The sequence below is a fragment of the Amycolatopsis sp. genome (genome assembly GCF_025464955.1).
Classification (GTDB): Bacteria; Actinomycetota; Actinomycetes; order Mycobacteriales; family Pseudonocardiaceae; genus Amycolatopsis.
Genome location: NZ_JAODNM010000131.1, coordinates 74875 through 98703 on the forward strand (window position 1 = coordinate 74875; position 23829 = coordinate 98703).

The window sequence follows — 23829 nt, forward strand, 5'->3', positions numbered from 1 at the left end:
GCTGGATTTGCAACCAGTCTATGAGCAGGCGCCGCACCCCGCCGGAGGCCAGTGGTCGTCGGCGGCCCGGTCGATGATCGCGTTCGCGCGGTGGACGTCGGCGACGAGGCCGCCGGGCTCACGCCACGCCGAATCCCGGCCGACACCGCGCGACCGACGGCCGGCCACCTGACACCCGCGGCACCACATCGACCGCTCGCAGGTGCGCGGTATCTCGAGGGTCAACTCGACGCGCGGGTGCCGAACCGGATACATGACGTCGCTGCACCTGGGCACCAGCCATTCGATGGCGGGATCGGCGAGATCGGCCTTCAGGTACTGGTGGATCTGCCCGTTCTCGACCCACCACCGAACGGTGTAATCAGCATCCTCGGCCATGTTGTCCTCCCTGCGTCGAAAGTGGTGGTGCACCGGCGGTGCCATTTGGTGCCGAGCGGAACACGTCACTATCGGTCCCGGTACTACCCGGCACAAGTCACCTTTCGAGGGAATGCTTTGACCACGCAGTGTGTGCTTAGGTGTGGCACATGGCTGGCACCACTCCCAAAGCACGCGCGATCGGCGCAGAACTCCGACGCGCACGCGAGGACGCCGGGCTGAGCGCCCGTCAGCTCGCGATCAAACTCGGCGTCGCGCACACGACAGTCGGCCGCTGGGAATCCGGCGAACGGGGACCGCGACCGACTGACGTCGCCACGGTCTTGACCGCACTGGGCGCGTCCAACGCGCTCCGCGAAGAGCTCGTAGAGCTGTCTCGCGACTCCGACGGACGCCACTGGGTCGCGTCGGGCCTACCCGAGCAACAACGCCAACTCGCAGCACTCCTGGAGCTGGAACGCGACGCGAACCGGATCGTGAACGTCTCGCCGCTGCTGATCCCCGGCCTGCTGCAAACCTCCGGCTACGCCCGAGCGATCATCGGCGCTGGCGGCGTCCCCGCCGACCAGGTCGAGACTCGAGTCGCAGTCCGCATTGGACGGCGTGACGTGATCATGCGACGCAACCCGGCGGTTTTGCTCGCGATCATCGATGAAAGCGCGCTCCGAAGGAATGTCGGTGGCCCGGCCGTGATGGTGGATCAGCTTCGAGCCCTGGACGAGGCCAGCCGTTGGGGCAACGTCGAAGTACGGATCGTTCCGGTCGATGCGGGATGGCATCCGGCACTCGAAGGTCCATTCGTGTTGATCGAACTCGCCGACAGATCTCCGGTCGTCCAGATCGAAAACCGGAGGTCGGCGCTGTTCTTCCACGAACCGGTCGACGTGGAGGCTTATCAGCAAGCGATCAAGTCGGTGTTAAATGTGGCGTTGAGCCCTGCCGATTCACGAGGACTCATCGCCGACGTCGTCAAGCAACTGGAGACAACACCATGAAGCTGGCTCAGGATCCCGATGGCTGGCGTAAGTCCAGCCGGTCGCAGAACACATCGGACTGTGTCGAGGTGGCTCTCGGCGCCAAGGTCGGCGTCCGCGACACCAAGGACCGCACCACCGGCCACCTGAACGTCGCGCCCGACGCCTGGTCCGCCTTCCTGACCACGGTGACCCGGTAGGTCCGGACACATCGGAAGCCCCCGGCGACTTGTGGACACCGGGGGCTTCGTCATGGGTGGCACCGGGTGGTACCTGCGCGAACACCGTCGGTGTCCGGATTTTCCCGTTCGGTTCGGAAAGCGCCATTCCCACTCGAGCGATCTACGATCTCTCCGTGGACCTGCCTGTGATGCCGCCGGTGAAGCCGATGCTCGCCAAAGCCGTGCACGAGGTGCCCCGCGCGCCCGGCCTGACCTATGAGCCGAAGTGGGACGGGTTCCGCTGCATCGTGTTCCGCGACGGCGACGAGCTCGAGCTCGGGTCCCGCAACGACAGGCCGCTGACGCGGTACTTCCCCGAGCTGGTCGAGCTGCTGGCCGCGGCACTGCCCCCGCGCTGCGTGGTCGACGGCGAGATCGTGGTCGTCACCGATGACGGACTGGACTTCGACACGCTGCAGAACCGCCTCCATCCCGCCGCATCGCGGGTGAAAAAGCTGGCCGCGGAGACGCCTGCGAGCTTCGTCGCGTTCGACCTGCTGGCCCTCGGCGATCGCGATCTGACCGGCGAGACGTTCCTCGAACGACGTCGACTGCTCGAAGGCATTCTCGACCGGTCCCCCGGACGCGTCCACCTGACGCCCGTCACCGACGACCCCGACGTCGCCCAGGACTGGTTCACGCGGTTCGAAGGCGCCGGGTTCGACGGCGTGATGGCGAAGGCGTCGAATCTGCCCTACCAGCAGGACAAACGCTCGATGTGGAAGGTCAAGCACGAGCGCACGGCCGACTGCGTGGTAGCGGGCTTCCGGTGGCACAAGGATGGCGAGGGCGTCGGCTCGATGCTGCTGGGCCTCTACGACGACAACGGCACGCTGCACCACGTCGGCGTCGCGTCGAGCTTCACGGCCGTGCGCCGCAAGGAGCTGGTCACCGAGCTCGCCCCGCTGCGCGAAAACGCGCTCGCCGAGCATCCTTGGCGAGCGTGGGCCGAGGCCCAGGACGACTCCGGCGGCCGCATGCCGGGCGGGCAGAGCCGCTGGACCGGCGGCAAGGACCTGTCGTGGGAACCGCTGCGGACCGAACTCGTGGCGGAGGTCCGCTACGAGCACGTCATGGCCGGCCGTTTCCGCCACGGCGGCCGGCTCGTGCGGTTCCGGGCGGACAGGCTCCCCGAGTCGTGCACCTATGCCCAACTCGACGAGGTCGCGCCGGCCGAGCTGGGGACGCTGTTCGGCGAGGTCACGCCGTGAGCGAGTCGATCACGATCGACGTCGACGGCACCGAAGTGACGGTCTCGAGCCCCGACAAGGTCTTCTTCCCCGAACGGGGTGAGACCAAGCTCGACCTGATCCGCTACTACCAGGCCGTCGCCGGGCCGCTGCTCGCGACGACCCGCGGCCGCCCGCTGATGCTGGAGCGCTATCCGACGGGCGCTGGTGGCAAGTCGTTCTTCCAGAAACGCGTGCCGAAGAACGCGCCTGCCTGGCTCACCACGACCGAGGTCTCCACGCCGAACGGCACCACGAGCGACGCGCTGGTCGCGGCCGACATCGCGCACATCATCTGGGGCGTCAACCTCGGCTGCCTCGGGTTCCACGTCTGGCCGATCCACGCCGAGACCCCCGGGGTCACCGACGAGCTGCGCATCGACCTCGACCCCTCGCCCGGCGTCGGCTTCGCGCAGATCCAGGAAGCCGCCGTGCTGACCAGGGAATTGTTCGACGAGCTCGGCATCGAAGCGCACTTGAAGACGTCGGGCTCGCGGGGTCTGCACATCTATGTCGCGCTGCTGCCGCAGTGGGACAGCTACGAGGTCCGAGCCGCCGCTGTAGCGCTGGCGAGGGAGCTCGAACGCCGTCATCCCGACCTCATCACCGCGCAGTGGTGGAAGGAGGAGCGCGGCGCACGCGTGTTCGTCGACTTCAACCAGAACGCCCCGCACAAGACCGTGTTCGGCGCCTGGTGCGCGCGGCCGCGGGTCGGCGGGCAGGTGTCGACACCGATCGGCTGGGACGAGCTGGCGACCGTCGAGCCGGACACCCTGACCATCGCGACCGTGCCCGCCCGCGTCGCCGAGCTGGGCGACCCGTGGGCCGACGTCGTGAGCCGGCCGCAGTCGATCGAACCGCTGCTGGCCCGCTCGCGGGCCGACATGGCGGCCGGGTTGATGGACGCCCCTTGGCCGCCGGTGTATCCGAAGCAGCCGAACGAACCCCCGCGCGTCGCGCCCAGCCGCGCCCGCAACCAGTCGTAGGGCACGTGGCGAAGCAGCAACTGGACGCGGTGGTCGTCGGAGCCGGGCCGAACGGCCTTGCCGCGGCCGTGATCCTCGCGCGGGCCGGGCTCGACGTCGAGGTGCGCGAGGCCGCCGACACGCCCGGGGGCGGCACGCGCACCGAGGAGACGCTGCCCGGGTTCCACTTCGACACGTGCTCGTCGGCTCACCCGATGGGCCTGGCGTCGCCGTTCTTCCGAGCGTTCGACCTGGCTGCGAACGGGGTCGACATGCTGCAGCCCGAGGTCGCGTACGCGCATCCGCTGGACGGCGGCCGGGCCGGGGTGGCCTGGCGCGACCTCGATCGGACGGCCGACGGGCTCGGTGCGGACGGGCGTGCCTGGCGAGGGCTGTTCGAGCCGCTGATGCGGCAATGGCCGGGCGTGGTCGGGGCGGCGATGTCCGATCTGCGCCGGATCCCCGCCGACCCGCTGTCGGCGTATGCGCTGGGACGACGTCTGCTAGAACTGGCGACTCCGTTGCGGGACCTGCGTTTCCGCGGCGACGCGGCGCCCGCGATGCTCGCCGGAATCGGCGCGCACGCGATCCTGCCGCCGCGCGGCCCGATCACCGCCGGGGTCAGCCTCCTGTTGGGCGGGCTCGCGCACGCCGTCGGCTGGCCGCTGGTCCGCGGTGGCAGCCAGGCGATCGCGGACGCGCTCGTCGCCGACCTCCTGGCGCACGGCGGCCGCCTGATCACCGGGCACCGCGTGGACTCGCTGTCCGAGCTGCCGTCCGCCCGCGCGACGCTGCTCGACGTCACACCGGCCGGCTTGCTGCGACTCGCGGAAGGCAGGCTGCCGACACGCTACGCGCGGTGGCTGCGGGCTTTCCGCTACGGCAACGCGGCGTGCACCGTCAGCTTCGCGCTGTCCGGCCCGGTGCCGTGGGCGGCCGAGGGATGCGCGTCGGCCGGGACACTGCACCTGGCCGGGTCGTGGGAGGAAACCGTTGCGGTGGAACGGGAAGTGGCCGCGGGACGGCATCCGGAGCGGCCGTACGTGCTCGTGTCGCAGCCCAGCGTGGTCGACCCGAGCCGAACGCCTCCGGGGAAGCACGCGCTTTCGGTGTACACGCATGTCCCGGCCGGTTCGCCGGTGGACGTCAGCGACGCCGTGGCGGCGCAGATCGAGCGATTCGCCCCGGGCTTCGGCGACCTCGTCGAAGCGCGGCACGTGCTGACGGCAGCGCAACTGGAGGCACACAACGCGAACTACGTCGGCGGGGACATCGCGGCGGGCGCGGTGACGCCGTGGCAGACCGTCATGCGGCCTGTCCCGCAATGGAACCCTTACGCCACGCCGATTCCGGGCGTCTACCTGTGCTCGTCGTCCACCCCGCCGGGGCCTGGCGTCCACGGCATGGCCGGGCTCCACGCCGCCCGCCACGCCCTGCGTACCCGCTTCGGCATCCGTACCGACCCGCTGGGCACTTTTCCACAAAAGCGCCCTGGTTGAGTGGGTACTCCCTTGCTGATCCGACGGCTGACCCCGCCCACGAACCTCGAGAACCTCACCAGTCACACCAACACCACCCCGACACCACAACCAGCCGCCGAGCGGTGGCCTTGAGCGTTCAACCACCGCAACTCGACGGCGAGTTGCGGTCTCTTAGTTTCTGAGAGACCGCACAAAAGCGCAAAAGTGCGACGCTGGGGACGTCAGAGATCGGCGAGGAGGAGGCCGCTGCGGGGCTTGGGGGTGAAGTAGGTCGCCTTGCGGGGCATGCGTTTCCCGGCGTCGTGCACAGCCAGCACGTCGTCGAACGGGACGGGCGCGAGCAGGATGACAGCGTCAGCAGCATCGCCGACAGCCTGGCCGCCCGGAAGCGCGCGCAGCGAAGGGCCGTCGGGGTCGACACCGAGTGCCTGTTTGACCAGAACCTGTTCCACGACACCGTGATCGATGACCGGACCGCGCTCCGCGGACTCCGGCAGCAACACGCGCACAGCGTCGTTCCCGGCCACTACGACGACTTCACCCTTCGCGGCCAAGTCCCGGGGCGTCGACGGACGCACGTCGAGGCCGATCGCGCGCCATCGCCGCGCCATCTCGTCCAGGCTCAGCCCGGTGCCGCTCAGCACGCGGTTGATCGACCCGATCCGCAGACCTGGCCCGCCCGTGACCAGCGCCAACAGCGAGCCGTGGCCGGCCGCGGCGGCGGCCGCGACCCGGTGGTTCCCGTCCGCGACCAGCAGTGGCTGTTCCTGTGCCACCGCGAGGATCTCGTCCTGGCGCGCTCCAGCGCCGAGCAGCCACATCCGGTGCCGCCGTCCGCCGGAATCGAGCGTCGACACGACCGGTTCGCCCAGCTCACCGCACAGTTCGACGATCAGGTCGGTCAGCCGCCTGCCGTCGCCCGCCGGCACCAGCATCGCCGCACTCGTGGCGCACCCGAGCCCGGACAGCACCGCCGCCCGCTCGGCGACGACGTCCGGGTACACCTCCTCGGTATGCCGCACGTACGCCTGCCCATCGGTGCCGACGGCGGCCGGATCGGCGACGCACAGCAGCCCGAACGCCGTCCCGTCAGGCCCGTCGACGCTGTACGGCGCGATGACGTCGGTCACCGGACGGTAGTGCTCGGTCTGGAGTCGCTCCAGAGCCGCCCGCGCGATCGGCAGCGCGGCGGTCAAGCCCAGGCCGCCGACCAGCGCCGCGGGAGTCCGATGCGGGTGTTGCACGGCGAGCAGCGTCCCCTCCGCGGCCCCGGGTGCGGCGAGCGCGGCCGTCACCCGGTCCGGATCGGCGAACTCGTCGACGTCCGGCCCCGGGACCGCGCCGCGGACCACCCAGCCGTGCCGTACCGGACGTACCCAGTCACTCATCTCCCCATCATGACCGGTTAATCGCTTACGCCGATCCGACACGCGTGGAATGCTTAGCGGGGTGAAGTAGTTGAGTGCTTTGGGGGCCCTGCCAGGCCGTCCTAAGACGTGTTCGCAAGACCCGAGGAGCCTTCCGCATGACCAAACCGGCCATCGCCGGCCCGACGGCCGTCGGCTTCCGCTCCGAACGCGGCCCAGTGCTGGTCGCAGTGATGCTGAGCACCGGACTCGTCGCGCTCGACAGCACGATCATCGCCACCGCGGTCCCCTCGATCGTCCGCGACCTCGGCGGGTTTTCGCAGTTCCCGTGGCTGTTCTCGATCTACCTGCTCACCCAGGCCGTCACCGTGCCGCTGTACGGCAAATTCGCCGACGTCCTCGGCCGCAAGCCGGTGATGTTCTTCGGGATCGCGGTGTTCCTGCTCGGTTCCGTCCTGTGCGGCGCGGCGTGGAGCATGCCCGTCCTGATCGCGGCGCGGGCCGTACAAGGCATCGGCGCCGGCGCGGTCCAACCGATCAGCATGACGATGATCGGCGACCTCTACACCGTCAAAGAACGCGCCCGGGTGCAGGGATACGTCGCCAGCGTCTGGGCCATCGCTTCGGTGATCGGCCCGACCCTCGGCGGGGTGTTCGCGGAGTACCTGACCTGGCGCTGGATCTTCTTCGTCAACCTGCCGCTCGGCGCGATCGCGGTATGGATGCTCGCGCGCAAGTTCAACGAGAACGTCGAACGCAGCAAACACCGGATCGACTACACCGGCGCCGCACTGCTGACCATCGGCTGTTCACTGCTCATCCTCGGCCTGCTGGAAGGCGGCGTGGCCTGGGGCTGGGGTTCGGCGCCGAGCGTACTGATCTTCGTCGTCGCGGCGGCGATGCTGGCGGGGTTCGTCTTCGTCGAACGCCGGGCCGCCGAGCCGGTGCTGCCGCTGTGGGTGTTCAGCAAGCGCACGCTCATCGGCGGGAACCTGACCGCGCTCGTGGTCGGCGCGGTGATGATGGGCCTGAGCTCCTACCTGCCGACGTACGCCCAGGGCGTGCTCGGGACAGGAGCGCTCGCCGCCGGGTTCGCGCTCGCCGCGCTGACCATCGGCTGGCCCATCGCGGCGTCGCTGTCCGGCCGGGTCTACATGCGGATCGGGTTCCGCGACACGGCGTTGATCGGCAGCGGGATCGTCGTGCTCGGCACCGTGCTCATCGCGATGCTGTCGCAGCATTCCACGCTGTGGGAGGCAGCGGCCGCCGCGTTCGTGCTCGGTGCCGGGCTGGGCCTCGCGTCAAGCCCCACCGTGGTCGCCGTGCAGTCGACGGTCGGCTGGGACCGGCGCGGCGTGGTCACCGCGACGAACATGTTCAGCCGGTCGATGGGCAGCGCTGTCGGCGCGGCGGTGTTCGGAGCGATCGCGAACGCGACCCTCGCCAGCCGCTTCGACCACCCGCCCGCCGCCGTGGCCGGACACCTGCCGCCGAGCGTCGACGCCACGAGCCTCGTCCTCGGCGGGAAAGCCGAAGGCACTCCGGCGGTCACGGAGTTCATCCGCGGCGCGCTGTTCGATGCGACGCACCACGTGTTCCTCGCGCTGGTCGTTGTCGGCGCGCTCGGCGTGGTAGGCCTCCTGCTGATGCCCCGCCGAACCGAGGAACTCACCTTCGTGTGACGTCGCGGCGTGCCCTCAGGGTCACCATCAGGATGGCCTTGAGGGGTCCGTGGTGCCTACCCCTTCACCAGCTCAGTGAGGCGGTCGAGGAAGACGCGCTGGCCTTTGACGAGTTTCTCCGCGGCGGTGGCCAGTGCGAACCAGGCCACGCGGTCGAGTTCGGGGAACTCCTGGGTGCGTCCGGATTTCGGCGGCCATTCGAGTTCGAACGTGCCGGGGACGACGTCCGCGGGGTCGAGGTCGGCTTCGAGTGCCCAGAGCGTGACGACTTTTCCGCTCTGGCGCGCGGCGCCGAGTTCGTGCAGTTCGCCGTCGGGTACGGGGAGTCCGAGTTCCTCGGTGAACTCGCGTCGCGCCGCTGTCAGCTCGTCCTCGTCCGGCTCGCACTCGCCCTTGGGCACCGACCAGCCCGCCTCGTCCTTCTTCGCCCAGAACGGCCCGCCCATATGGCCGATGAGGACCTCGATCCCGGTCTCGGCCCGGCGGTACACCAGGATCCCGGCACTGCGTTTCGCCACCACCGGGGCAAGTCTGCCGTAGACCGCAATTCGCCGCCGACTTGCGCTCAGCCGACCGTGCTGATGCCGCCGTCGACCGGGATCACCGCGCCGGTGACGAAGCTGCTCGCCCTGCTCGCCAGATAGATCGCGATTCCGGCCATGTCTTCCGGTCGGCCGATCCGCTTGAGCGGCACCTTGCCTTCGACCTCGTCGCGACGGTTGGCGAGGATCGGTGCCAGCATCTGAGTCTCGAACGGCCCCGGGGCGATCGCGTTGACGAGGACGTCCGGCGCCAGTGCGAACGCGAGGTGCCGGGTAAGCATGTGCACGGCTGCCTTGCTGGCGCTGTACGAGTAGTTGGTCATCCCCGCGCCCGGCACCTTGATGCCGTCGATGCTGCCGATGTTGATCACCCGCGCCGGCTCGCCGCTGCGAACCGAAGACGCACGCAGCAACGGCAGGCTGTGCTGGGTGAGCTCGAAAACCCCTTTGACGTTCAGATCGAGCACCTTGTCCCAACCGGAGGCCGGGAACTCCTCCAGCGGCGCTCCCCAGGCCGCTCCGGCGTTGTTCACCAGCACGTCGAGGCTGTCCTCGTCCGCGGAGACCCGTTCGGCCAGCGACCGGCAACCGTCCTCCGTGGACAGATCGGACACCAGGTACCGGACGTCACCGTACTGTCCTAGCTCCGAAACCGTCCCGGTGAGATCGGCTTCCTTGCGGCTGGTGACGATCACCCGCGCCCCCGCCCGCAAGAATCCCTCGCTGATCATCCGACCGATGCCCCGGCCGCCCCCGGTGACCAGCGCCGTCTTCCCCGCCAATGAGAACAAGTCGGACATGGTCGACTCGGCGTCCACAGCACACTCCCTTCGCCTGAGCCGCAAGTCTAGGGCTCGTGAGTGTTCCGGCACGCCCGGGCGCGGGTGTCCCGCAGGGCACAGTAAGCGGCCGGAACACTCACGAGCCATCTACGCAGCCGCGGGCCAGGGGACCTCAGGTGAGCGGTAGTAGGTCAGACCGAGGGCGTCCCAGCGGGGTGCCTGCGCGGCGAGCCGGGTCCGGTAGCCGGTCCAGGTGTGCGTCGACTCCGGCGACCAGCCGATCTCGGCGATGCCGGGCAGCCGCGGGAACGTCATGTAGTCGACATCGCTGATCGTCGGGAACACGTCCGTCCACAAGGGAGCTTCGACGCCGTCGATGTCGGATTCGCCGATCCCGGGCACGAAAGTCGCGGGATCCCAGTCATAGGCGTCGCTGACGCTGTTGTAGCCGGCCCAGTCCTGGCCGATCGGCGTCTGCGCGTCGTACTTCATGTCAAGGTACGACTTGTCCGCCGGCGACATAACGATCTTGTTCCCTCGCGCCTTCGCCTGCTGCGCCAGCGCGACGTCGTCGGCGGACCCGGCGGTGCCCCAGTACTGCGCGACCGGTCCGGATGTCAGGTCGGCGGCCTCGATCTGGTGCCAGCCGATCAGCTCCTTGCCGTGCGCGTGGACGATGGCCTGCAGCCGGTCGACGAAGTAGGTGTAGTCGGCGGCCGAGGTGGTGAGCGCCTCGTCGCCGCCGATGTGCAGGTACTTGCCGGGCGTCATCGCCGCGAGCTGGCCGATCACGTCGTCGAGGAACTGGTAGGTGACCTCGCTGCGCACGCACAGCGAGCTGTACCCGGGGTTGAGCAGCGGCGGCGCGACGCCGTCGCAGTTCAGCTGCGCGTAGGACGCCTGCGCCGCGGTGACGTGGCCGGGCGCGTCGATCTCCGGGACGATCGTGATGTGCCGCGCGGCGGCGAACTTGACGATCTCGCCGTACTGGGCCTGCGTGTAGAACCCGCCGGGGCCGCGGCTGGCGTCCGTGCTGCCGCCGTAGCGCGCGAGCCGCGGCCAGCCGTTGATGTCGATGCGCCAGCCGTCGTTGTCGCTCAGGTGCAGGTGCAGCACGTTGATCTTGTACATCGACAGCTCGTCCAAATAGGTCTCGACCTGGCCGACGTCGAAGAAGTGCCGGGCCACGTCGAGCATCGCGCCGCGCCAGGCGAAGCGCGGGGTGTCGGAGATGCGCACGCCGCCGATGGTCCACGGGCCGGCCTGCTTGGAGCGCTTTTCGACGCCGGCGGGCAGGAGCTGGCGGAACGTCTGCACGCCGTAGAACAACCCGGCCGACGCGTGCGCGGAGATCCGGACACCGCCGCGCGTGACGTCGAGGGTGTAGCCCTCGTTGCCGAGCGACGCCGCGCCCCACTGGTCGAAGGTGATGTCGTCGCGGCGGGGGAAGCCGATCGTGACGGGCAGGGCGAACCCGGTCGACGGGCGCAGCACCTGCGCGAGGTAGTTCGCGGCGGACACGGCGTCGTGCGAGCCCTGCGGGACGAGGATCCGGGACGATCGGTCGAGGCTCACGCTCTGTCCGGGCAGGGCGTGCTCCGAGGACGGCTGCGGCACGAGGGCGGGCGCCGGGGTCGAGGCCGGGGCGGCGTTCGCCGATCCGACGGTCGCGGGGAGGAGGGCGAGCACGACCAGCAGCGACACGGCCAAGCTCGGCAATCGGGGTTTCATGATCGGAGGTTAGTGAGCGCGCTAGCCCGCTGGAAAGCGCTTTCGCACGGATTGTCCTGACCTGGCCCCGAAAAGCCCAACGGCGTCCCGCTCAGCGGTGCGCGGCGAGCAGCGTTTCGATCCGGCTCAGCTGCGCGTTCAGCTTCTCGATGTCGGCCTTCGTGGCTCCCTGCTCCTCGGGCTTGAGCGTCAGCACGAGCTGTCCACCGGGTTCGAGGCTGCCCTTTTCGACCTGCGCGATGTCGTCACCGTTCTGCATACGCACGGCGTGGTCCAGCTCGCTGGGCCGCATGCCGAGCCTTCGCACCGCCTTGCGGACGACATGGCCGTTCTTGATCACGGCGGTCGCGTGCCCTTCGAACAGGCGCGCGGCGTGCCGGTTGACCGCGATCAGCCGGTTGAGACCGGCGTTGACCAGCACCAGCGTGACCGCGCCGATGACCCCGCCGATCAGGGAGTTGTCGTTGCCGATGACCGCGTTCTGCACGACGTTCGACAGCAGGAAGATCACGATGAAGTCGAACGTGTTCAGGTTCGCCAGGCCGCGTTTGCCGGTGAACCTGAACACCAGCGCGAGCAGCGCGTAGACGAGGACCGTCCGGAGGATCTTCTCCACCCAAGGGATCTGCTGGACGAACAGGTCATGCCACATGGTTCGTTCCTCTGCGCCGGACACACTGGACTAGTGCCGGTCAGCCAACCAGACCCGCCGCTCCCCCGCCCCGCGAAATGCACGCGGGCGTACACGAACTACCCGCGAATGCGCACAAAGTGCCCACGGACGGTCAGGCGGCGCACGTGCGGGCGAGCAGGGCGATAGCGGCATGGACGTTGGTCAGTGCGGGAGCGGGCACGCCGGTCAGCTCGGCGAGTTCGACGACGGCTCCGATGATCGCGTCGATTTCCAGGGCCTTGCCGGCCTCGAGGTCCTGCAGCATCGACGTCTTGTGGTGCCCGACACGCTGAGCGCCGTCGATGCGCTTGTCGATGGAGATCTGCGGGTCACTGCCGGCGGCGCGTGCGATCTCGAGGGTCTCGGCCATCATGGTCGCGACGAGTTCGCGGGTGCCGGTGTGCGCGCAGATCTCGGCCATGGTGGCCCTGGTGAGCGCGCTGAGCGGGTTGAACGCGACGTTGCCCATCAGCTTGATCCAGATGTCGTCGCGGACGTTGGGCTCGACCGGGCACTTGAGCCCGCCGGCGATCATCGCCTCGCTGAAGTCCTTGCAGCGGGCCGAAACCGTGCTGTCGGGCTCACCGATGGAGAACCGGGTGCCTTCGAGGTGCCGGATGAGCCCCGGCGCTTCGATCTCGGTCGAGCAGTACACGACGCACCCGATCGCGCGCCGGGTCGCGAGCACCGCGCTGACCGCGCCGCCCGGGTCGACGGCCTCGATCCGGCGTCCTTCGAGCGGATGCCCGGCGAGCTCGTGGAAGTACCACCACGGGATGCCGTTCTGCGCCGCGATGACGGCGGTGTCCTCACCGAGCAACGGCGCGAGCAGCGACCCCGAGGAGGCGTACGAATGTGCTTTCAGGCCAAGGAAAACGTAGTCGACCTCGCCGATCTCGGCCGGGTCGTCGGTCGCGTGAGGGTGGGCGGTGAAGTCACCGCGGGGGCTGAGCACGCGCACTCCGTGCTGCCGCAGAGCGGCGAGGTGCGCGCCCCTGGCGACCAGGTGGACGTCCGCCCCACCGCGATGCAGTGCCGCGCCGACGTACGCGCCGATCGCACCGGCTCCGAGAACAGCGACCTTCATATCCAGTCCCTTCGATCCCTATCCGAACCGTTGATTGCATACAGTATACGTGAATCTGGTATGGTGACCAGAGGCGCACAAGATCCACCTCTTTCGGGTGATTGCGGACACCTGCGCTGAATTTTGCATACTAAAATCTGTATCCTGGGTATATCAGCCGATTTCTTCTTCCTCAGGGAGGTGCCCGTTGACTCAGGCCTCGCCGTTTCCCGACCGTGGGCCCAGCGGACGCCGGACAGGTCGCGGTTCGCTCAGCGGTGCCGCCTCCAGCCGCGTCGAGCGGCCGGCACCGTTGCGCCAGGCCGTGTACGAGGCGCTGGCCGAGCTGATTGTCAGCGGCACCCTCAAGGCGGGCCAGCACCTGGTGGAAGCCGAATTGGCCGAGTACCTCGGAGTCAGCCGGCAACCAGTCCGGGAAGCGTTGCAGCGCCTGCAATCCGAGGGCTGGGTCGACCTCCGCCCGGCACAGGGCGCCTTCGTGCACATGCCCACCGAGGAAGAAGCCGACCAGCTGCTCAGCGTCCGCTCGGTGTTGGAGACGCACTCCGCCAAGCTGGCCGCCGAACAGGCCACCCCGGAAGACGTCGTACGCCTGTGGGAACTGCAGAACGAAGGCGTCGACGCGTTGGCCACCGAAGACGTGGAACGTCTGGTGGCGGCCAACGCGTCACTGCACGCGTTCCTCACTCAACTGTCCGGCAACGCCGTCCTGGCCGAGCTGATCGCGCTGGTGGACCGCAGGGTCCGCTGGTACTACACCCCGATCGCCCGCCCGCGCGGGCACGACGCGTGGAACGAACACGCCGAGCTGATCAAGGCAATCGCCCAAAAGGACGCCGAAACCGCGAGCCGGATCATGTCCCAGCACACCGAGCGCACGAGGCAGGCATACCACGAGCGCCCGGCGGCGAAGGACGACGAAAACTAGCCGGCGGTTTTCGGCGCGGACGTCATCGAACCGCTGAAACTCGGCGTGGCGGTCACCACGTCGGGTCCGGCAGTCGGCGACTTGGGCTGCCGCAGGCACAGCGTCAGCAATGCCGACAACAGTGCGATGCACCCCGCGAGGATGTACGCGCCGTTATAGCCCCAGGCGCTGACGACACCGGCGGCGAGTCCGCCACCGCCGACCCCGCCCACCAGTTTGGCGCTGTACACCAGGCCGTAGTTCGTCGCGTTGTGGTTCTCCCCGAAGTAGTCCGGCACCAGCGACGCGAACAGCGGATAGAACGCACCACCACCGAACCCGGTCAGGAACGCGAAGATCAGGAACAACGGCAGGTTGTGCATGTTGCCCGAGTAGAGCACGCCGAACTGCGCGACAGCGGCGATCACGAGCACCCAGGTCAGCGTCTGCCGGCGGCCGATCCGGTCGGACACCCAGCCGACGATCGCCCGGCCGGTCCCGTTGACGATGGACAGCACGCCTGCCGATGACGCCGCGACGAACGGGCCGAAGTGGCTGGCCTTCGCGAACGGCACCTGGAAGTTGATCCCGAACAGCGAAACCCCGCCGATGATCACCAGGCATACCCACATCAGCGGGAGCATCCCGGAACGAATCGCCTCCATCGGCGAGTACTGCTTCACAGCCGGAGGGTTCTTGGCGAGACTCTTGTTCTTCTTGGTGTTCTGGACCCAGTCGACCGGGTCCACTTCCTTCGGCCACCAGTTCTTGGGCGGGTCGCGGAACAGGAACCCGCAGACCGCCACGACCACCAGCATGTAGACGCCGACCAGGTCGAGGATCACCGTGTAGTTGGTCGGGTGCAGGAAAGCGGAGAAGATGTAGATGAACGGAACCGCGCCGTAGGCGAATCCGCCGTTGACGAATCCGGTGCGGGCACCGCGTTTCTCCGGGAACCACTTGCCCACCATGTTGATGCAGGTGGCGTAGACGAGCCCGGCTCCGGTGCCGCCCAGCATCGAGTAGCCGATGAACGCGACAACCAGGCTGCCGCTGGTCGCGATCGTGAAGTAGCCGATCCCGCTCAGCACGGCACCCACGAGCATCGCGGTGCGGGCCGAAACGATGTTCTTTTCCCGTAGTCTGCCGGCGGGGAAGGCGACCCCGGCTTGGAAGACCGCCCAGATGCTGGCGATCCAGAAGGTTTCGGTCAGGCTCCACCCGTTCTTGGCCTGCAGGGTGGAGACCACGGCTCCCCAGCCGTATTCGAAGATGCTGACCGCGAACATCGCGGCCCAGGGCAACCAGACCATCCAGGACCGTGATCGCCCCATCAGGTCGTGGGGGGTTTCGCCGACCCGGTACACGCGGCCGTTGTGATCAGTGAGCTCCTGGTAAGTAGGTGACGCTACAGCCATGAGAGACTCTTTCGTCGTCGTTGACGGTACTGCTCTTTCGGTCCTCCATCGCATTGATCTCCGCCCGGTGCGGTCAACCGCGCCTCGACGCCACTCCCCCCGGTGTTCTCCCCCGGCCCGGGTTAGGTGTACTCCGACATTCAGCCTCCTTCGAGCGAAAAAAGGTAGGGGCGGAGTCCATTTGCGACCCCGCCCCGCCGAAATTCCTCAGCTGAGCAGGCCCGCGGACCTTGCCCAGCGGTATTTGGCACCGAGCACCGCGACCGGCTTCTCGGTGGTGTAGGGATAAGCCACGACACCGTGGCGGTACAGGTATTCGCTCGCTTCCTCGACTTCGACGTCGCCGGAGAGCGAAGCCACGATCGGCTTTTCGATGCCCTTTGCCCGGTACTCCTCCACGACATCGACCACGAGTTCGGCGAACACCATCGGCGGTGTGACGATGGTGTGCCAGTAGCCGAGGATCAGCGAATGGATGCGCTCGTCGTCCAGCCCGAGTGCGATCGTGTTGCGGTAAGTGGCCGGTGGCTCACCACCGGTGATGTCGACCGGGTTGCCGGCCGCGCCGAACGGCGGGATGAACTTCCGGAACGCCGCGTCCAGATCGGCCGGGATTTCCATCAGCGTCAGCCCGTTGTCCACACAGGCGTCCGAAAGCAGCACACCGGACCCGCCGGCACCGGTGATGATGACGACGTTCTCGCCCTTCGGCGTCGCCAGCAGCGGAATGCCGCGCGCGTACTCGAGCATGTCGTTCAGGCCCGGTGCCCGGATGACGCCGCTCTGCCGCAGGATGTCGTCGTAGACGCGGTCGTTGCCGGCGAGCGCGCCGGTGTGCGAGCTCGCCGCCTTCGCGCCTTGCGCCGTGCGACCTGCCTTCAGCACGACCACCGGTTTGTGCAAGGAAACCCGTTTCGCCGTTTCGGCGAACGTCCGGCCGTCCTTGAGGTCTTCCAGGTGCATCGCGATGAGGTTGGTGTTGTCGTCAGTCTCGAAAAAGGTGAGCAGGTCGTCCTCGTCGATGTCGGCCTTGTTGCCGACCCCGACGATCGCGGAGACACCCATCCCGGCCGACCGGCTGAACCCGAGGATCGCCATCCCGATCCCGCCGCTCTGCGACGAAAGCGCGACCCCGCCCTTGACGTCGTACGGCGTGCAGAACGTCGCCGACAGGTTTTCCGGCGTGTAGTAGTAGCCGTAGATATTCGGGCCGAGGATACGCATGCCGTGCTTGTGCGCGATCGCGACGACCTCGTCCTGCAGCTCCTGGTTGCCGGTCTCGCCGAAGCCCGACGGGATCAGGATCGCCCCGGCGCAACCCTTGGCACCGGCCTCTTCCAGCGCCTGAGGCACGAACTTCGCCGGGATCGCGAACACCGCGACGTCGATATCACCGGGTACGTCGGCGATGCTGGCGAACGCCTTGAGGTCGAGGATCGCGTCGGCCTTGGGGTTGATCGGGTAGATCTCGCCCTGGTAGCCGCCGTTGACCAGGTTCTTCATCACCGAGTTGCCGATCTTGCCGTCCTCCGCGGACGCCCCGATCACCGCGATCGCGCTCGGCTTCATGATGCGGTTCATCGTCGCGAGGATTTCCTGCTGCGTGAACTGCACCGGCTGCTTGCGCGGTTCGGTGTCGACGAGGATGCGGACGTCGACCGCCGTGGCACCGTCCGGAGTGGCCAGTACCGGGTTGAGGTCCACTTCGGCCAGTTGCGGATAGTCCGTGACCAGGTCGGACACCCGCTGGATCAACCCGGCGAGGGCGTCGCGGTCGACCGGTGGCGCACCACGCACCCCGCGGAGGATCTCCGCGGCGGCGATCCCGTCGATCATCGACATCGCTTCGTCGGCGGACGTCGGCGCTAGTCGGAACGTGACGTCCTTGAGCACCTCCACGAGCACGCCGCCGAGTCCGAAGGCGACGATCTTGCCGAAGGTGTCGTCGGTGGTCGCGCCGATGATCACCTCCTGGCCGGAGGTGAGCAGCTGCTGCACTTGTACGCCGATGATCTCCGCGTCGGCGTTGTACGCCTTGGCGTTGTCGATGATCGTGGCGAACCCGGCTTCGACCTGCTTGGCGGTTTTCAGTCCCACGAGGACTCCGCCGGCCTCGGTCTTGTGCAGAATGTCCGGCGAGACGATCTTCAGCACCACCGGCAGGCCGATTTCGTCGGCGAGGGTGACGGCCGACTCCGGTGACGTCGCCAGCCGCTCGGCCGGTGTGGAGATCCCATAGGCGTCGCAGACTTGCTTGCCCTCCGGCGCGGTCAGTGAAGTCCTGCCTTCGGCACCGACCTGCCGGAGAATCCTCTCGACCGCGTCGCGGTCATACCCTGTCTTCGATTGCATCGCTTGCTTCCCCTCGAGTGGTCAGATGACGCCGGCGATGCGCAGCCCGGCAACTTCGTCGTCGCTGTAACCCAGCTCTTCCAGGACTTCCGAGCTGTGCTCACCGAGCAGCGGCGACGCGACGATGTCCACCGGGGAGTCGGACAGCTTCAGCGGGCAGCCGACGGTCTTGAACAGGCCGCGCTCCGGGTGGTCGACCTCGACGACCAGCGAGTCGTCCTCGATCAGCTCCTTGGTGGACAGGATCGGGCCACAGGGGATGTTGGCGGCGTTGAGCAGCCGCATGACCTCCCACTTGGAATGCCGCTCGGTCCACTCCTCGATCAGCGCGAACATCTTGTCCAGTTTGGACAGTCGCACCTCCGGCGTGCTCCACGCCGGGTCCTCGACCAGTTCCGGGTGGCCGATCAGGTTCGCGATCGGCGCCCAGCCGACGGGCTGGACGATCACGTAGATGTAGTCGTTCGGGCCACCGGGCGAGCAGCGCACCGCCCATCCGGGCTGTCCGCCGCCGGAAGCGTTGCCCGAGCGGGGAACCGCGTCGTCGAAGATCTCGTTGGGGTATTCCCCCAGCCCGCCGTGCGCGAGGCGCTGCTGGTCGCGCAGCTTCACACGGCACAGATTGAGCACCGCGTCCTGCATCGCGACCTGGACCCGCTGGCCCCGGCCGGTCGAGGTGCGCTGGTAGAGCGCGGCCAGGATCGCGGCCACCAGATGGATCCCGGTGCCGGAGTCGCCGATCTGCGCCCCGGTCGCGGTCGGCGGACCGTCCTCGAACCCGGTGGTACTCATCGAACCGCCCATGGCCTGGGCGATGACCTCGTACGCCTTGAAGTCGGCGTACCGGCCCGGCCCGAACCCCTTGATCGAGGCGTAGATCAGCCTGGGGTTCAGCTCGGCCAGCTTCTCCCAGGGAAAGCCGAACCGGTCGACCACGCCGGGGCCGAAGTTCTCGACCAGCACGTCCACCTTGTCCACCAGCTTGGCGAACACCTGCTTGCCCTGCTCGCTTTTCATATTGAGCGTGATGCTGCGCTTGTTGGAGTTCAGCATCGTGAAGTACAGACTGTCCACATCGGGCAGATCACGCAGCTGGGTGCGGGTGATGTCCCCGCGCCCCGGCGTCTCCACCTTGATCACGTCCGCGCCGAGCCAGGCAAGGATCTGCGTCGACGACGGACCGGACTGGACATGTGTCATGTCGAGGACACGAACGCCCTCCAAGGCCTTTCCCATGGAACTTCCTCCTGCACACAGAAGAGAGATGAAGCAACCGCGAACTACTCCGGCCGCGGAAGGGTTCCGCTACTTGTACATCGTCTGGTTCATCGTTCCCGGCGCGTAGGCGTCCGGATCGACCCAGACATTGATCAGCGACGGCTTGCCGGACTCGCGGGCGCGCTGCAGCGCGGGGGCGATGTCCTTGGGGTCGCGTACTTCTTCGCCGTAACCGCCGAGAATCTTGGCGAACTGGTCGTAGTGGACGTCGCCGAGCGTGTTGCCGATCCGGCCACGGCCGTCCCCGTACTTCGCCGCCTGGCCGTAGCGGATCTGGTTCATCGACGAGTTGTTGCCGACGATGCCGACGAACGGAAGGTTGAAGCGCACCAGCGTTTCGAAGTCCCAGCCGGTCAGGCTGAACGCGCCGTCGCCGAACAGCGCGACGACCTCCTTGTCCGGCCGGGCGTGCTTGGCCGCCAGTACGAACGGGATGCCGACGCCGAGTGTCCCCAGTGGACCCGGGTCCATCCAGTGCCCAGGCGACTTCGGCTGCACGACCTGACCCGAGAACGTGACGATGTCGCCGCCGTCCCCTATGTAGATCGAATCCTCGGTGAGGAACTCGTTGATCTCGTTCACCAACCGGTACGGGTGGATCGGGCTGGCGTCGGAGCGCAGCTGCGGCAACCGCTTCTGCTTGGCCTTCTCCTCCACCGCCTGCAACTCTTCCAGCCACACCTTGCGCGCGATGGCACCGTTGTCACGGACGCCGGACGCCGCTTCCGCGACCGCCGCGAGCACCTGGCCCGGGTCGCCGACGATGCCGAGGTCGATGTCACGGTTCTTGCCGACCGTGCGGTAGTCCAGATCGATCTGCACCACCGTCGCCTCAGCCGAGAGCCGGCGCCCGTAGCCCATCCGGAAGTCGAACGGTGTGCCGACGATGACAATGAGGTCGGCGTTGTCGAAGGCGTACCGGCGGGAGAGTTGGAAGTGGTGCGGGTCGCCGGGCGGCAGCGTGCCGCGGCCGGCGCCGTTCATGTACGCCGGGAGGTTGAGCGCTCGCACCAGGTCCACCGCGGACTCGGTGCCGCGGGTGGTCCACACCTGGCTGCCGAGCAGGACGGCCGGTTTCCGGGCGTGCACCAGTAGGTCCGCGAGCCGCTCGATGTCCGCCGGGTCCCCAACGTTGCGGGTGGACGCGCGGTACCGGCCCGCGGCCGGGATCCTCGCCTGCGCCAAGGGCACCTGCGCGTCGAGTACGTCGCGCGGGATCTCCAGGAACGACGGTCCCGGGGCGCCCGCGAAGCATTCGCGGAAGGCCATCGACACCATGTCCGCGACGCGTGCCGTGGAGGGCACGGTCGCGGCGAACTTGGTGATCGGGGTCATCATGTCGACATGCGGCAGGTCCTGCAGTGAGCCCATCTTGTGCTGGCTCAGCGCACCCTGCCCGCCGATCAGCAGCATCGGGCTCTCCGCGCGGAAGGCGTTCGCCACTCCGGTCACCGCGTCGGTCGTGCCGGGGCCGGCGGTGACCACGGCGCAGCCGGGCTTGCCGGTGATCCGGGCATAACCGTCGGCGGCGTGCGCGGCCACCTGTTCATGCCGGACGTCGATCACCTCGATGCCTTCGTCCACGCAGCCGTCGTAGATGTCGATGATGTGTCCACCGCACAGGGTGAAGATCGTGTCGACGCCTTCCGCCTTGAGCGCTTTGGCCACGAGGTGGCCGCCCGAGATCAGCTCGCCCGAATCGCCTCCGCCGTCTCCGGCGGTCTCGGTCGCTGTCCGCACCATTGCTGGTCAACTCCTTCTGACGTCGCGCCGGCCCTTTTGGTCCGCGCGCTTCGGTTCCGAGCCAACTGTAGATTGCATACCGTATGGGGTAGGCATATCGTGGCTCTCAGAAGTGCTGATGTCCAGAGGCAGCGGACAACATTTCTCGAGACATCCCGAGAAGCCTCCGGCCGGATCCGCCGACCCCTCGGCCCGGCCTTCCTCACCCAGAGAGGGTTGAGCTGTGGATCTTTTCGAACACCAGGCACGCGATCTGTTCGCCGCGCACGGAGTACCGGTGCCGAGCGGAAGCGTCGCGAAAACACCGGAAGAAGCACGCGAGGCAGCCGTCCGAGTCGGACGTCCCGTAGTGGTGAAAGCCCAGGTCAAGACAGGCGGGCGAGGCAAAGCGGGCGGAGTGAAGCTCGCCAACACGCCCGACGAGGCGGAGGAGGCCGCCGACGCGATCCTCGGCATGGACATCAAAGGCCACACCGTCCACAAGGTGCTGGTGACCGAGGCGAGCAAGATCGCCGAGGAGTACTACGTTTCCTTCCTCCTTGATCGTTCCAACCGGACATTCCTCGCGATGGCCTCGGTCGAGGGTGGAATGGACATCGAGCAGGTAGCGGCCACAAAACCGGACGCGCTGGCCCGCATCGAGGTCGACGCGATCGCCGGGGTCGATCTGGCGAAGGCCCACGAAATCGTTACCGCGGCGAGATTTCCCGAAGCCGTCGCGGACCAGGCCGCCGACGCGATAGTCGCGCTGTGGGCGGTCTTTACCGGCGAGGACGCCACGCTCGTCGAGGTGAATCCCTTGGCGCTGACCGAGTCCGGTGAGGTAATCGCCCTCGACGGCAAGATCACGTTGGATGGCAACGCGGCGTTTCGCCATCCCGCTCACGCCGAACTCGTCGACGCCGGCGACGGCGCCCCGCTGGAACGCCGGGCACAGGAGAAAGGGCTCAACTACGTCAAACTTGACGGCGATGTGGGCGTCATCGGCAACGGCGCCGGACTGGTGATGTCCACATTGGACGTCGTGGCGCAGGCTTCGGAGACTTACGGCGGCCCCGGCCCGGCAAACTTCCTCGACATCGGCGGCGGCGCGTCGGCCGTGGTGATGGCGGACGGGCTGGAGATCATCCTCGGCGATCCCGGCGTGCGCAGTGTGTTCGTCAACGTCTTCGGCGGCATCACCGCTTGCGACGCCGTCGCGACGGGCATCGTCCAGGCGCTCGGCCTGCTGGGCGACCGCGCGCACAAGCCGCTGGTCGTCCGGTTGGACGGCAACAGCGTCGAACTGGGCCGCAAGATCCTCGCCGACGCCGGCCATCCGCTGGTCACCCTCGCCGAAACCATGGACACCGCCGCGAGCGAAGCCGCGCGGCTCGCCGCCGGAAAGTAAAGGGAGAGAACAGTGTCGATCTTTCTCGACGAGAACAGCCGGGTGATCGTGGCCGGGATGACCGGGGCCGAGGGCACCAAGCACACCCGCCGCATGCTGCAGGCGGGCACGAACGTCGTCGGCGGGGTCAACCGCCGCAAGGCCGGCCAGCGTGTCGAATTCGACGACCGCACGCTGCCGGTGTTCGGCACGGTCGCCGAAGCGATGGACGCCACCGGCGCGAACGTGTCCGTCCTCTTCGTACCGCCGCCCTTCGCCAAGGACGCGGTGATCGAAGCCGTCGACGCGGGGATCGAGCTCGCGGTCGTGATCACCGAAGGCATCCCGGTGCACGACAGCGCCGCGTTCTGGGCGCACGCGGTGGCCAAGGGGAACAAGACGCGGATCATCGGGCCCAACTGCCCCGGTCTGATCAGCCCTGGCAAAGCCAACGCAGGCATCATCCCGGCGGATATCACCAAACCGGGCCGCGTCGGCCTGGTTTCCAAATCGGGCACGCTGACCTATCAGCTGATGCACGAGCTCCGCGATTTCGGCTTCACCACGTGCATCGGGATCGGGGGCGACCCGATCATCGGCACCACGCACATCGACGCGATCCGCGCGTTCGAGGCCGATCCCGAGACCGAGCTGATCGTCATGATCGGCGAGATCGGCGGCGACGCCGAGGAGCGGGCGGCGGACTTCGTGCGCGATCACGTGACGAAGCCGGTCGTCGGCTACGTCGCCGGGTTCACCGCGCCGGAAGGAAAAACGATGGGGCACGCGGGCGCGATCGTCTCCGGTTCGTCCGGCACCGCCGCGGCCAAGGCCAAAGCATGGGAACTGGCCGGAATCCGGGTCGGAAGGACACCGAGCGAGACCGCCGAACTCGCCATCGAGCTGCTGCGCGGCTGAAGTCGTCCGCGTGCGTGGGCGCACGGCGACGCGCCCCCGCACGCGGATTCCCATGTCCAGTGTGACAAGGAGACGACCCGTGAAGCAGACCGAACTGCTACTGGCCAACGCGCGCGACTACGAGAAGCTCCACACGCTCGGCGAACTCCCGAAGCAACCGCGCCGCAAGGTTGCCGTGGTGGCCTGCATGGACGCCCGGATGAGCGTGTACCGGGTGCTCGGGCTGCGCGAAGGCGACGCGCACGTCATCCGCAACGCGGGTGGTGCGATCACCGAGGACGCGATCCGGTCGCTGACGGTGAGCCAGCGCCTGCTGGGTACCCGCGAGATCATCCTGATCCACCATCTGGACTGCGGGATGCGGATGTTCACCGACACCGAGTTCGCGCGGCAACTCGAGGCCAGCACCGGCATCCGGCCGACCTGGGCCGCCGAAACCTTCGTCGACGCCGAACAGGATGTCCGACAGTGCAAGGCCCGCCTGCTCGCGTGCCCGTTCTTGCCGCACACCGGCTCGGTGCGCGGCTTCGTCTACGACGAGAAAACCGGCGCACTGGCCGAAGTCGCGTAGAGGACTCGTGAGCGTTCCGGCCGGTCACAACAGGCTGTCCCAGCCCAGGACATCGTGAACAGTTTATGTCTCAGAACATCGTGAACACTTGCCCGGCCAGCCTGCATGGTCACCGGTCCGAACCCGGTGACCATGCACCATGGCCAGAACAGGGTTTTCGA

Annotated in this window: 21 protein-coding genes; 10 read left to right on the forward strand and 11 right to left on the reverse strand. The window is 67.9% G+C overall.

Annotation, left to right across the window (positions count from 1 at the left end; genetic code table 11):
- Nucleotides 1–18: 18 nt before the first annotated feature.
- Nucleotides 19–378 (reverse strand): hypothetical protein, encoded by a 360-nt coding sequence (locus JWQ81_RS34640; protein ID WP_297548167.1) that lies wholly within the window; start codon nt 376–378, stop codon nt 19–21.
- A 149-nt stretch (nt 379–527) separates the two neighbouring features.
- Between JWQ81_RS34640 and JWQ81_RS34645 the strand changes: the two genes are divergently transcribed.
- From JWQ81_RS34645 to JWQ81_RS34665, 5 genes are all read left to right on the forward strand, one after another.
- Nucleotides 528–1373 (forward strand): helix-turn-helix transcriptional regulator, encoded by an 846-nt coding sequence (locus tag JWQ81_RS34645; RefSeq protein WP_297548169.1) that lies wholly within the window; start codon nt 528–530, stop codon nt 1371–1373.
- Nucleotides 1370–1552, forward strand: coding sequence for a DUF397 domain-containing protein (locus tag JWQ81_RS34650; RefSeq protein ID WP_297548171.1), 183 nt, complete (start codon nt 1370–1372; stop codon nt 1550–1552). The genes JWQ81_RS34645 and JWQ81_RS34650 overlap by 4 nt, the downstream gene beginning before the upstream one ends.
- A 155-nt stretch (nt 1553–1707) precedes the next feature.
- Entirely contained in the window at nt 1708–2784 is a 1077-nt protein-coding gene (locus tag JWQ81_RS34655) for an ATP-dependent DNA ligase (protein WP_297548173.1), read from the forward strand.
- Nucleotides 2781–3788 carry a non-homologous end-joining DNA ligase gene (ligD, locus tag JWQ81_RS34660; RefSeq protein WP_297548176.1) on the forward strand — a complete coding sequence of 336 codons (1008 nt, stop codon included), beginning with the start codon at nt 2781–2783 and terminating at the stop codon, nt 3786–3788. The genes JWQ81_RS34655 and ligD overlap by 4 nt, the downstream gene beginning before the upstream one ends.
- A gap of 5 nt (nt 3789–3793) precedes the next feature.
- A complete protein-coding gene (locus JWQ81_RS34665) occupies nt 3794–5266 on the forward strand; it encodes an NAD(P)/FAD-dependent oxidoreductase (protein WP_297548178.1) in 1473 nt (490 codons plus the stop codon).
- A gap of 203 nt (nt 5267–5469) precedes the next feature.
- Here JWQ81_RS34665 and JWQ81_RS34670 read toward each other — a convergent pair whose 3' ends face one another.
- A complete protein-coding gene (locus JWQ81_RS34670) occupies nt 5470–6636 on the reverse strand; it encodes a DUF1015 family protein (RefSeq protein ID WP_297548180.1) in 1167 nt (388 codons plus the stop codon).
- A 137-nt stretch (nt 6637–6773) separates the two neighbouring features.
- Here JWQ81_RS34670 and JWQ81_RS34675 point away from each other — a divergent pair, with 137 nt between their 5' ends.
- Complete coding sequence (locus JWQ81_RS34675) at nt 6774–8297, forward strand: MDR family MFS transporter (RefSeq protein ID WP_297548181.1); 1524 nt, start codon at nt 6774–6776, stop codon at nt 8295–8297.
- Between the two features lie 56 nt (nt 8298–8353).
- On the opposite strand, the gene JWQ81_RS34680 is transcribed toward JWQ81_RS34675, so the two are convergent.
- From JWQ81_RS34680 to JWQ81_RS34700, 5 genes are all read right to left on the reverse strand, one after another.
- Nucleotides 8354–8818, reverse strand: coding sequence for an NUDIX domain-containing protein (locus tag JWQ81_RS34680; protein WP_297548183.1), 465 nt, complete (start codon nt 8816–8818; stop codon nt 8354–8356).
- A 44-nt stretch (nt 8819–8862) separates the two neighbouring features.
- The gene (locus JWQ81_RS34685) at nt 8863–9639 is read right to left on the reverse strand and encodes an SDR family oxidoreductase (RefSeq protein WP_297548212.1); all 777 of its coding nucleotides are present in this window, start codon (nt 9637–9639) and stop codon (nt 8863–8865) included.
- Nucleotides 9640–9768: 129 nt separating this feature from the next.
- The gene (locus tag JWQ81_RS34690) at nt 9769–11352 is read right to left on the reverse strand and encodes a beta-N-acetylhexosaminidase (protein ID WP_297548185.1); all 1584 of its coding nucleotides are present in this window, start codon (nt 11350–11352) and stop codon (nt 9769–9771) included.
- 91 nt (nt 11353–11443) lie between these two features.
- A complete protein-coding gene (locus tag JWQ81_RS34695) occupies nt 11444–12004 on the reverse strand; it encodes a DUF421 domain-containing protein (RefSeq protein WP_297548186.1) in 561 nt (186 codons plus the stop codon).
- Between the two features lie 133 nt (nt 12005–12137).
- The gene (locus tag JWQ81_RS34700; protein ID WP_297548188.1) at nt 12138–13112 is read right to left on the reverse strand and encodes a 2-dehydropantoate 2-reductase; all 975 of its coding nucleotides are present in this window, start codon (nt 13110–13112) and stop codon (nt 12138–12140) included.
- A 187-nt stretch (nt 13113–13299) separates the two neighbouring features.
- Here JWQ81_RS34700 and JWQ81_RS34705 point away from each other — a divergent pair, with 187 nt between their 5' ends.
- Nucleotides 13300–14040, forward strand: a complete 741-nt coding sequence (locus tag JWQ81_RS34705) for a GntR family transcriptional regulator (RefSeq protein WP_297548190.1) — start codon at nt 13300–13302, stop codon at nt 14038–14040.
- On the opposite strand, the gene JWQ81_RS34710 is transcribed toward JWQ81_RS34705, so the two are convergent.
- The 4 genes from JWQ81_RS34710 to JWQ81_RS34725 form a co-directional block, all read right to left on the reverse strand.
- Nucleotides 14037–15437 carry an OFA family MFS transporter gene (locus JWQ81_RS34710; protein WP_297548192.1) on the reverse strand — a complete coding sequence of 467 codons (1401 nt, stop codon included), beginning with the start codon at nt 15435–15437 and terminating at the stop codon, nt 14037–14039. The genes JWQ81_RS34705 and JWQ81_RS34710 overlap by 4 nt on opposite strands.
- A gap of 207 nt (nt 15438–15644) precedes the next feature.
- Nucleotides 15645–17789 carry an acetate--CoA ligase family protein gene (locus JWQ81_RS34715; RefSeq protein WP_297548194.1) on the reverse strand — a complete coding sequence of 715 codons (2145 nt, stop codon included), beginning with the start codon at nt 17787–17789 and terminating at the stop codon, nt 15645–15647.
- Between the two features lie 21 nt (nt 17790–17810).
- A complete protein-coding gene (gene frc, locus JWQ81_RS34720) occupies nt 17811–19025 on the reverse strand; it encodes a formyl-CoA transferase (RefSeq protein ID WP_297548196.1) in 1215 nt (404 codons plus the stop codon).
- A gap of 69 nt (nt 19026–19094) precedes the next feature.
- A complete protein-coding gene (locus JWQ81_RS34725; protein ID WP_297548198.1) occupies nt 19095–20810 on the reverse strand; it encodes a thiamine pyrophosphate-binding protein in 1716 nt (571 codons plus the stop codon).
- 223 nt (nt 20811–21033) lie between these two features.
- Between JWQ81_RS34725 and sucC the strand changes: the two genes are divergently transcribed.
- The 3 genes from sucC (at nt 21034) to JWQ81_RS34740 (ending at nt 23668) form a co-directional block, all read left to right on the forward strand.
- Complete coding sequence (gene sucC, locus JWQ81_RS34730) at nt 21034–22200, forward strand: ADP-forming succinate--CoA ligase subunit beta (RefSeq protein ID WP_297548199.1); 1167 nt, start codon at nt 21034–21036, stop codon at nt 22198–22200.
- Between the two features lie 12 nt (nt 22201–22212).
- Nucleotides 22213–23097 (forward strand): succinate--CoA ligase subunit alpha, encoded by an 885-nt coding sequence (gene sucD, locus JWQ81_RS34735; protein WP_297548201.1) that lies wholly within the window; start codon nt 22213–22215, stop codon nt 23095–23097.
- Between the two features lie 79 nt (nt 23098–23176).
- Nucleotides 23177–23668: a carbonic anhydrase gene (locus JWQ81_RS34740; RefSeq protein WP_297548203.1), complete on the forward strand. Its 492-nt coding sequence runs from the start codon at nt 23177–23179 to the stop codon at nt 23666–23668.
- Nucleotides 23669–23829: the final 161 nt, after the last annotated feature.

Coding starts and splice junctions, on each gene's coding strand:
- JWQ81_RS34645 (WP_297548169.1), top strand. CDS start 528: ATGGCTGGCACCACTCCCAAAGCACGCGCGATCGGCGCAGAACTCCGA.
- JWQ81_RS34700 (WP_297548188.1), bottom strand. CDS start 13,112: ATGAAGGTCGCTGTTCTCGGAGCCGGTGCGATCGGCGCGTACGTCGGC.
- frc (WP_297548196.1), bottom strand. CDS start 19,025: ATGGGAAAGGCCTTGGAGGGCGTTCGTGTCCTCGACATGACACATGTC.
- JWQ81_RS34690 (WP_297548185.1), bottom strand. CDS start 11,352: ATGAAACCCCGATTGCCGAGCTTGGCCGTGTCGCTGCTGGTCGTGCTC.
- JWQ81_RS34670 (WP_297548180.1), bottom strand. CDS start 6,636: ATGAGTGACTGGGTACGTCCGGTACGGCACGGCTGGGTGGTCCGCGGC.
- JWQ81_RS34695 (WP_297548186.1), bottom strand. CDS start 12,004: ATGTGGCATGACCTGTTCGTCCAGCAGATCCCTTGGGTGGAGAAGATC.
- JWQ81_RS34650 (WP_297548171.1), top strand. CDS start 1,370: ATGAAGCTGGCTCAGGATCCCGATGGCTGGCGTAAGTCCAGCCGGTCG.
- JWQ81_RS34710 (WP_297548192.1), bottom strand. CDS start 15,437: ATGGCTGTAGCGTCACCTACTTACCAGGAGCTCACTGATCACAACGGC.
- JWQ81_RS34640 (WP_297548167.1), bottom strand. CDS start 378: ATGGCCGAGGATGCTGATTACACCGTTCGGTGGTGGGTCGAGAACGGG.
- JWQ81_RS34675 (WP_297548181.1), top strand. CDS start 6,774: ATGACCAAACCGGCCATCGCCGGCCCGACGGCCGTCGGCTTCCGCTCC.
- JWQ81_RS34685 (WP_297548212.1), bottom strand. CDS start 9,639: ATGTCCGACTTGTTCTCATTGGCGGGGAAGACGGCGCTGGTCACCGGG.
- JWQ81_RS34725 (WP_297548198.1), bottom strand. CDS start 20,810: ATGGTGCGGACAGCGACCGAGACCGCCGGAGACGGCGGAGGCGATTCG.
- JWQ81_RS34715 (WP_297548194.1), bottom strand. CDS start 17,789: ATGCAATCGAAGACAGGGTATGACCGCGACGCGGTCGAGAGGATTCTC.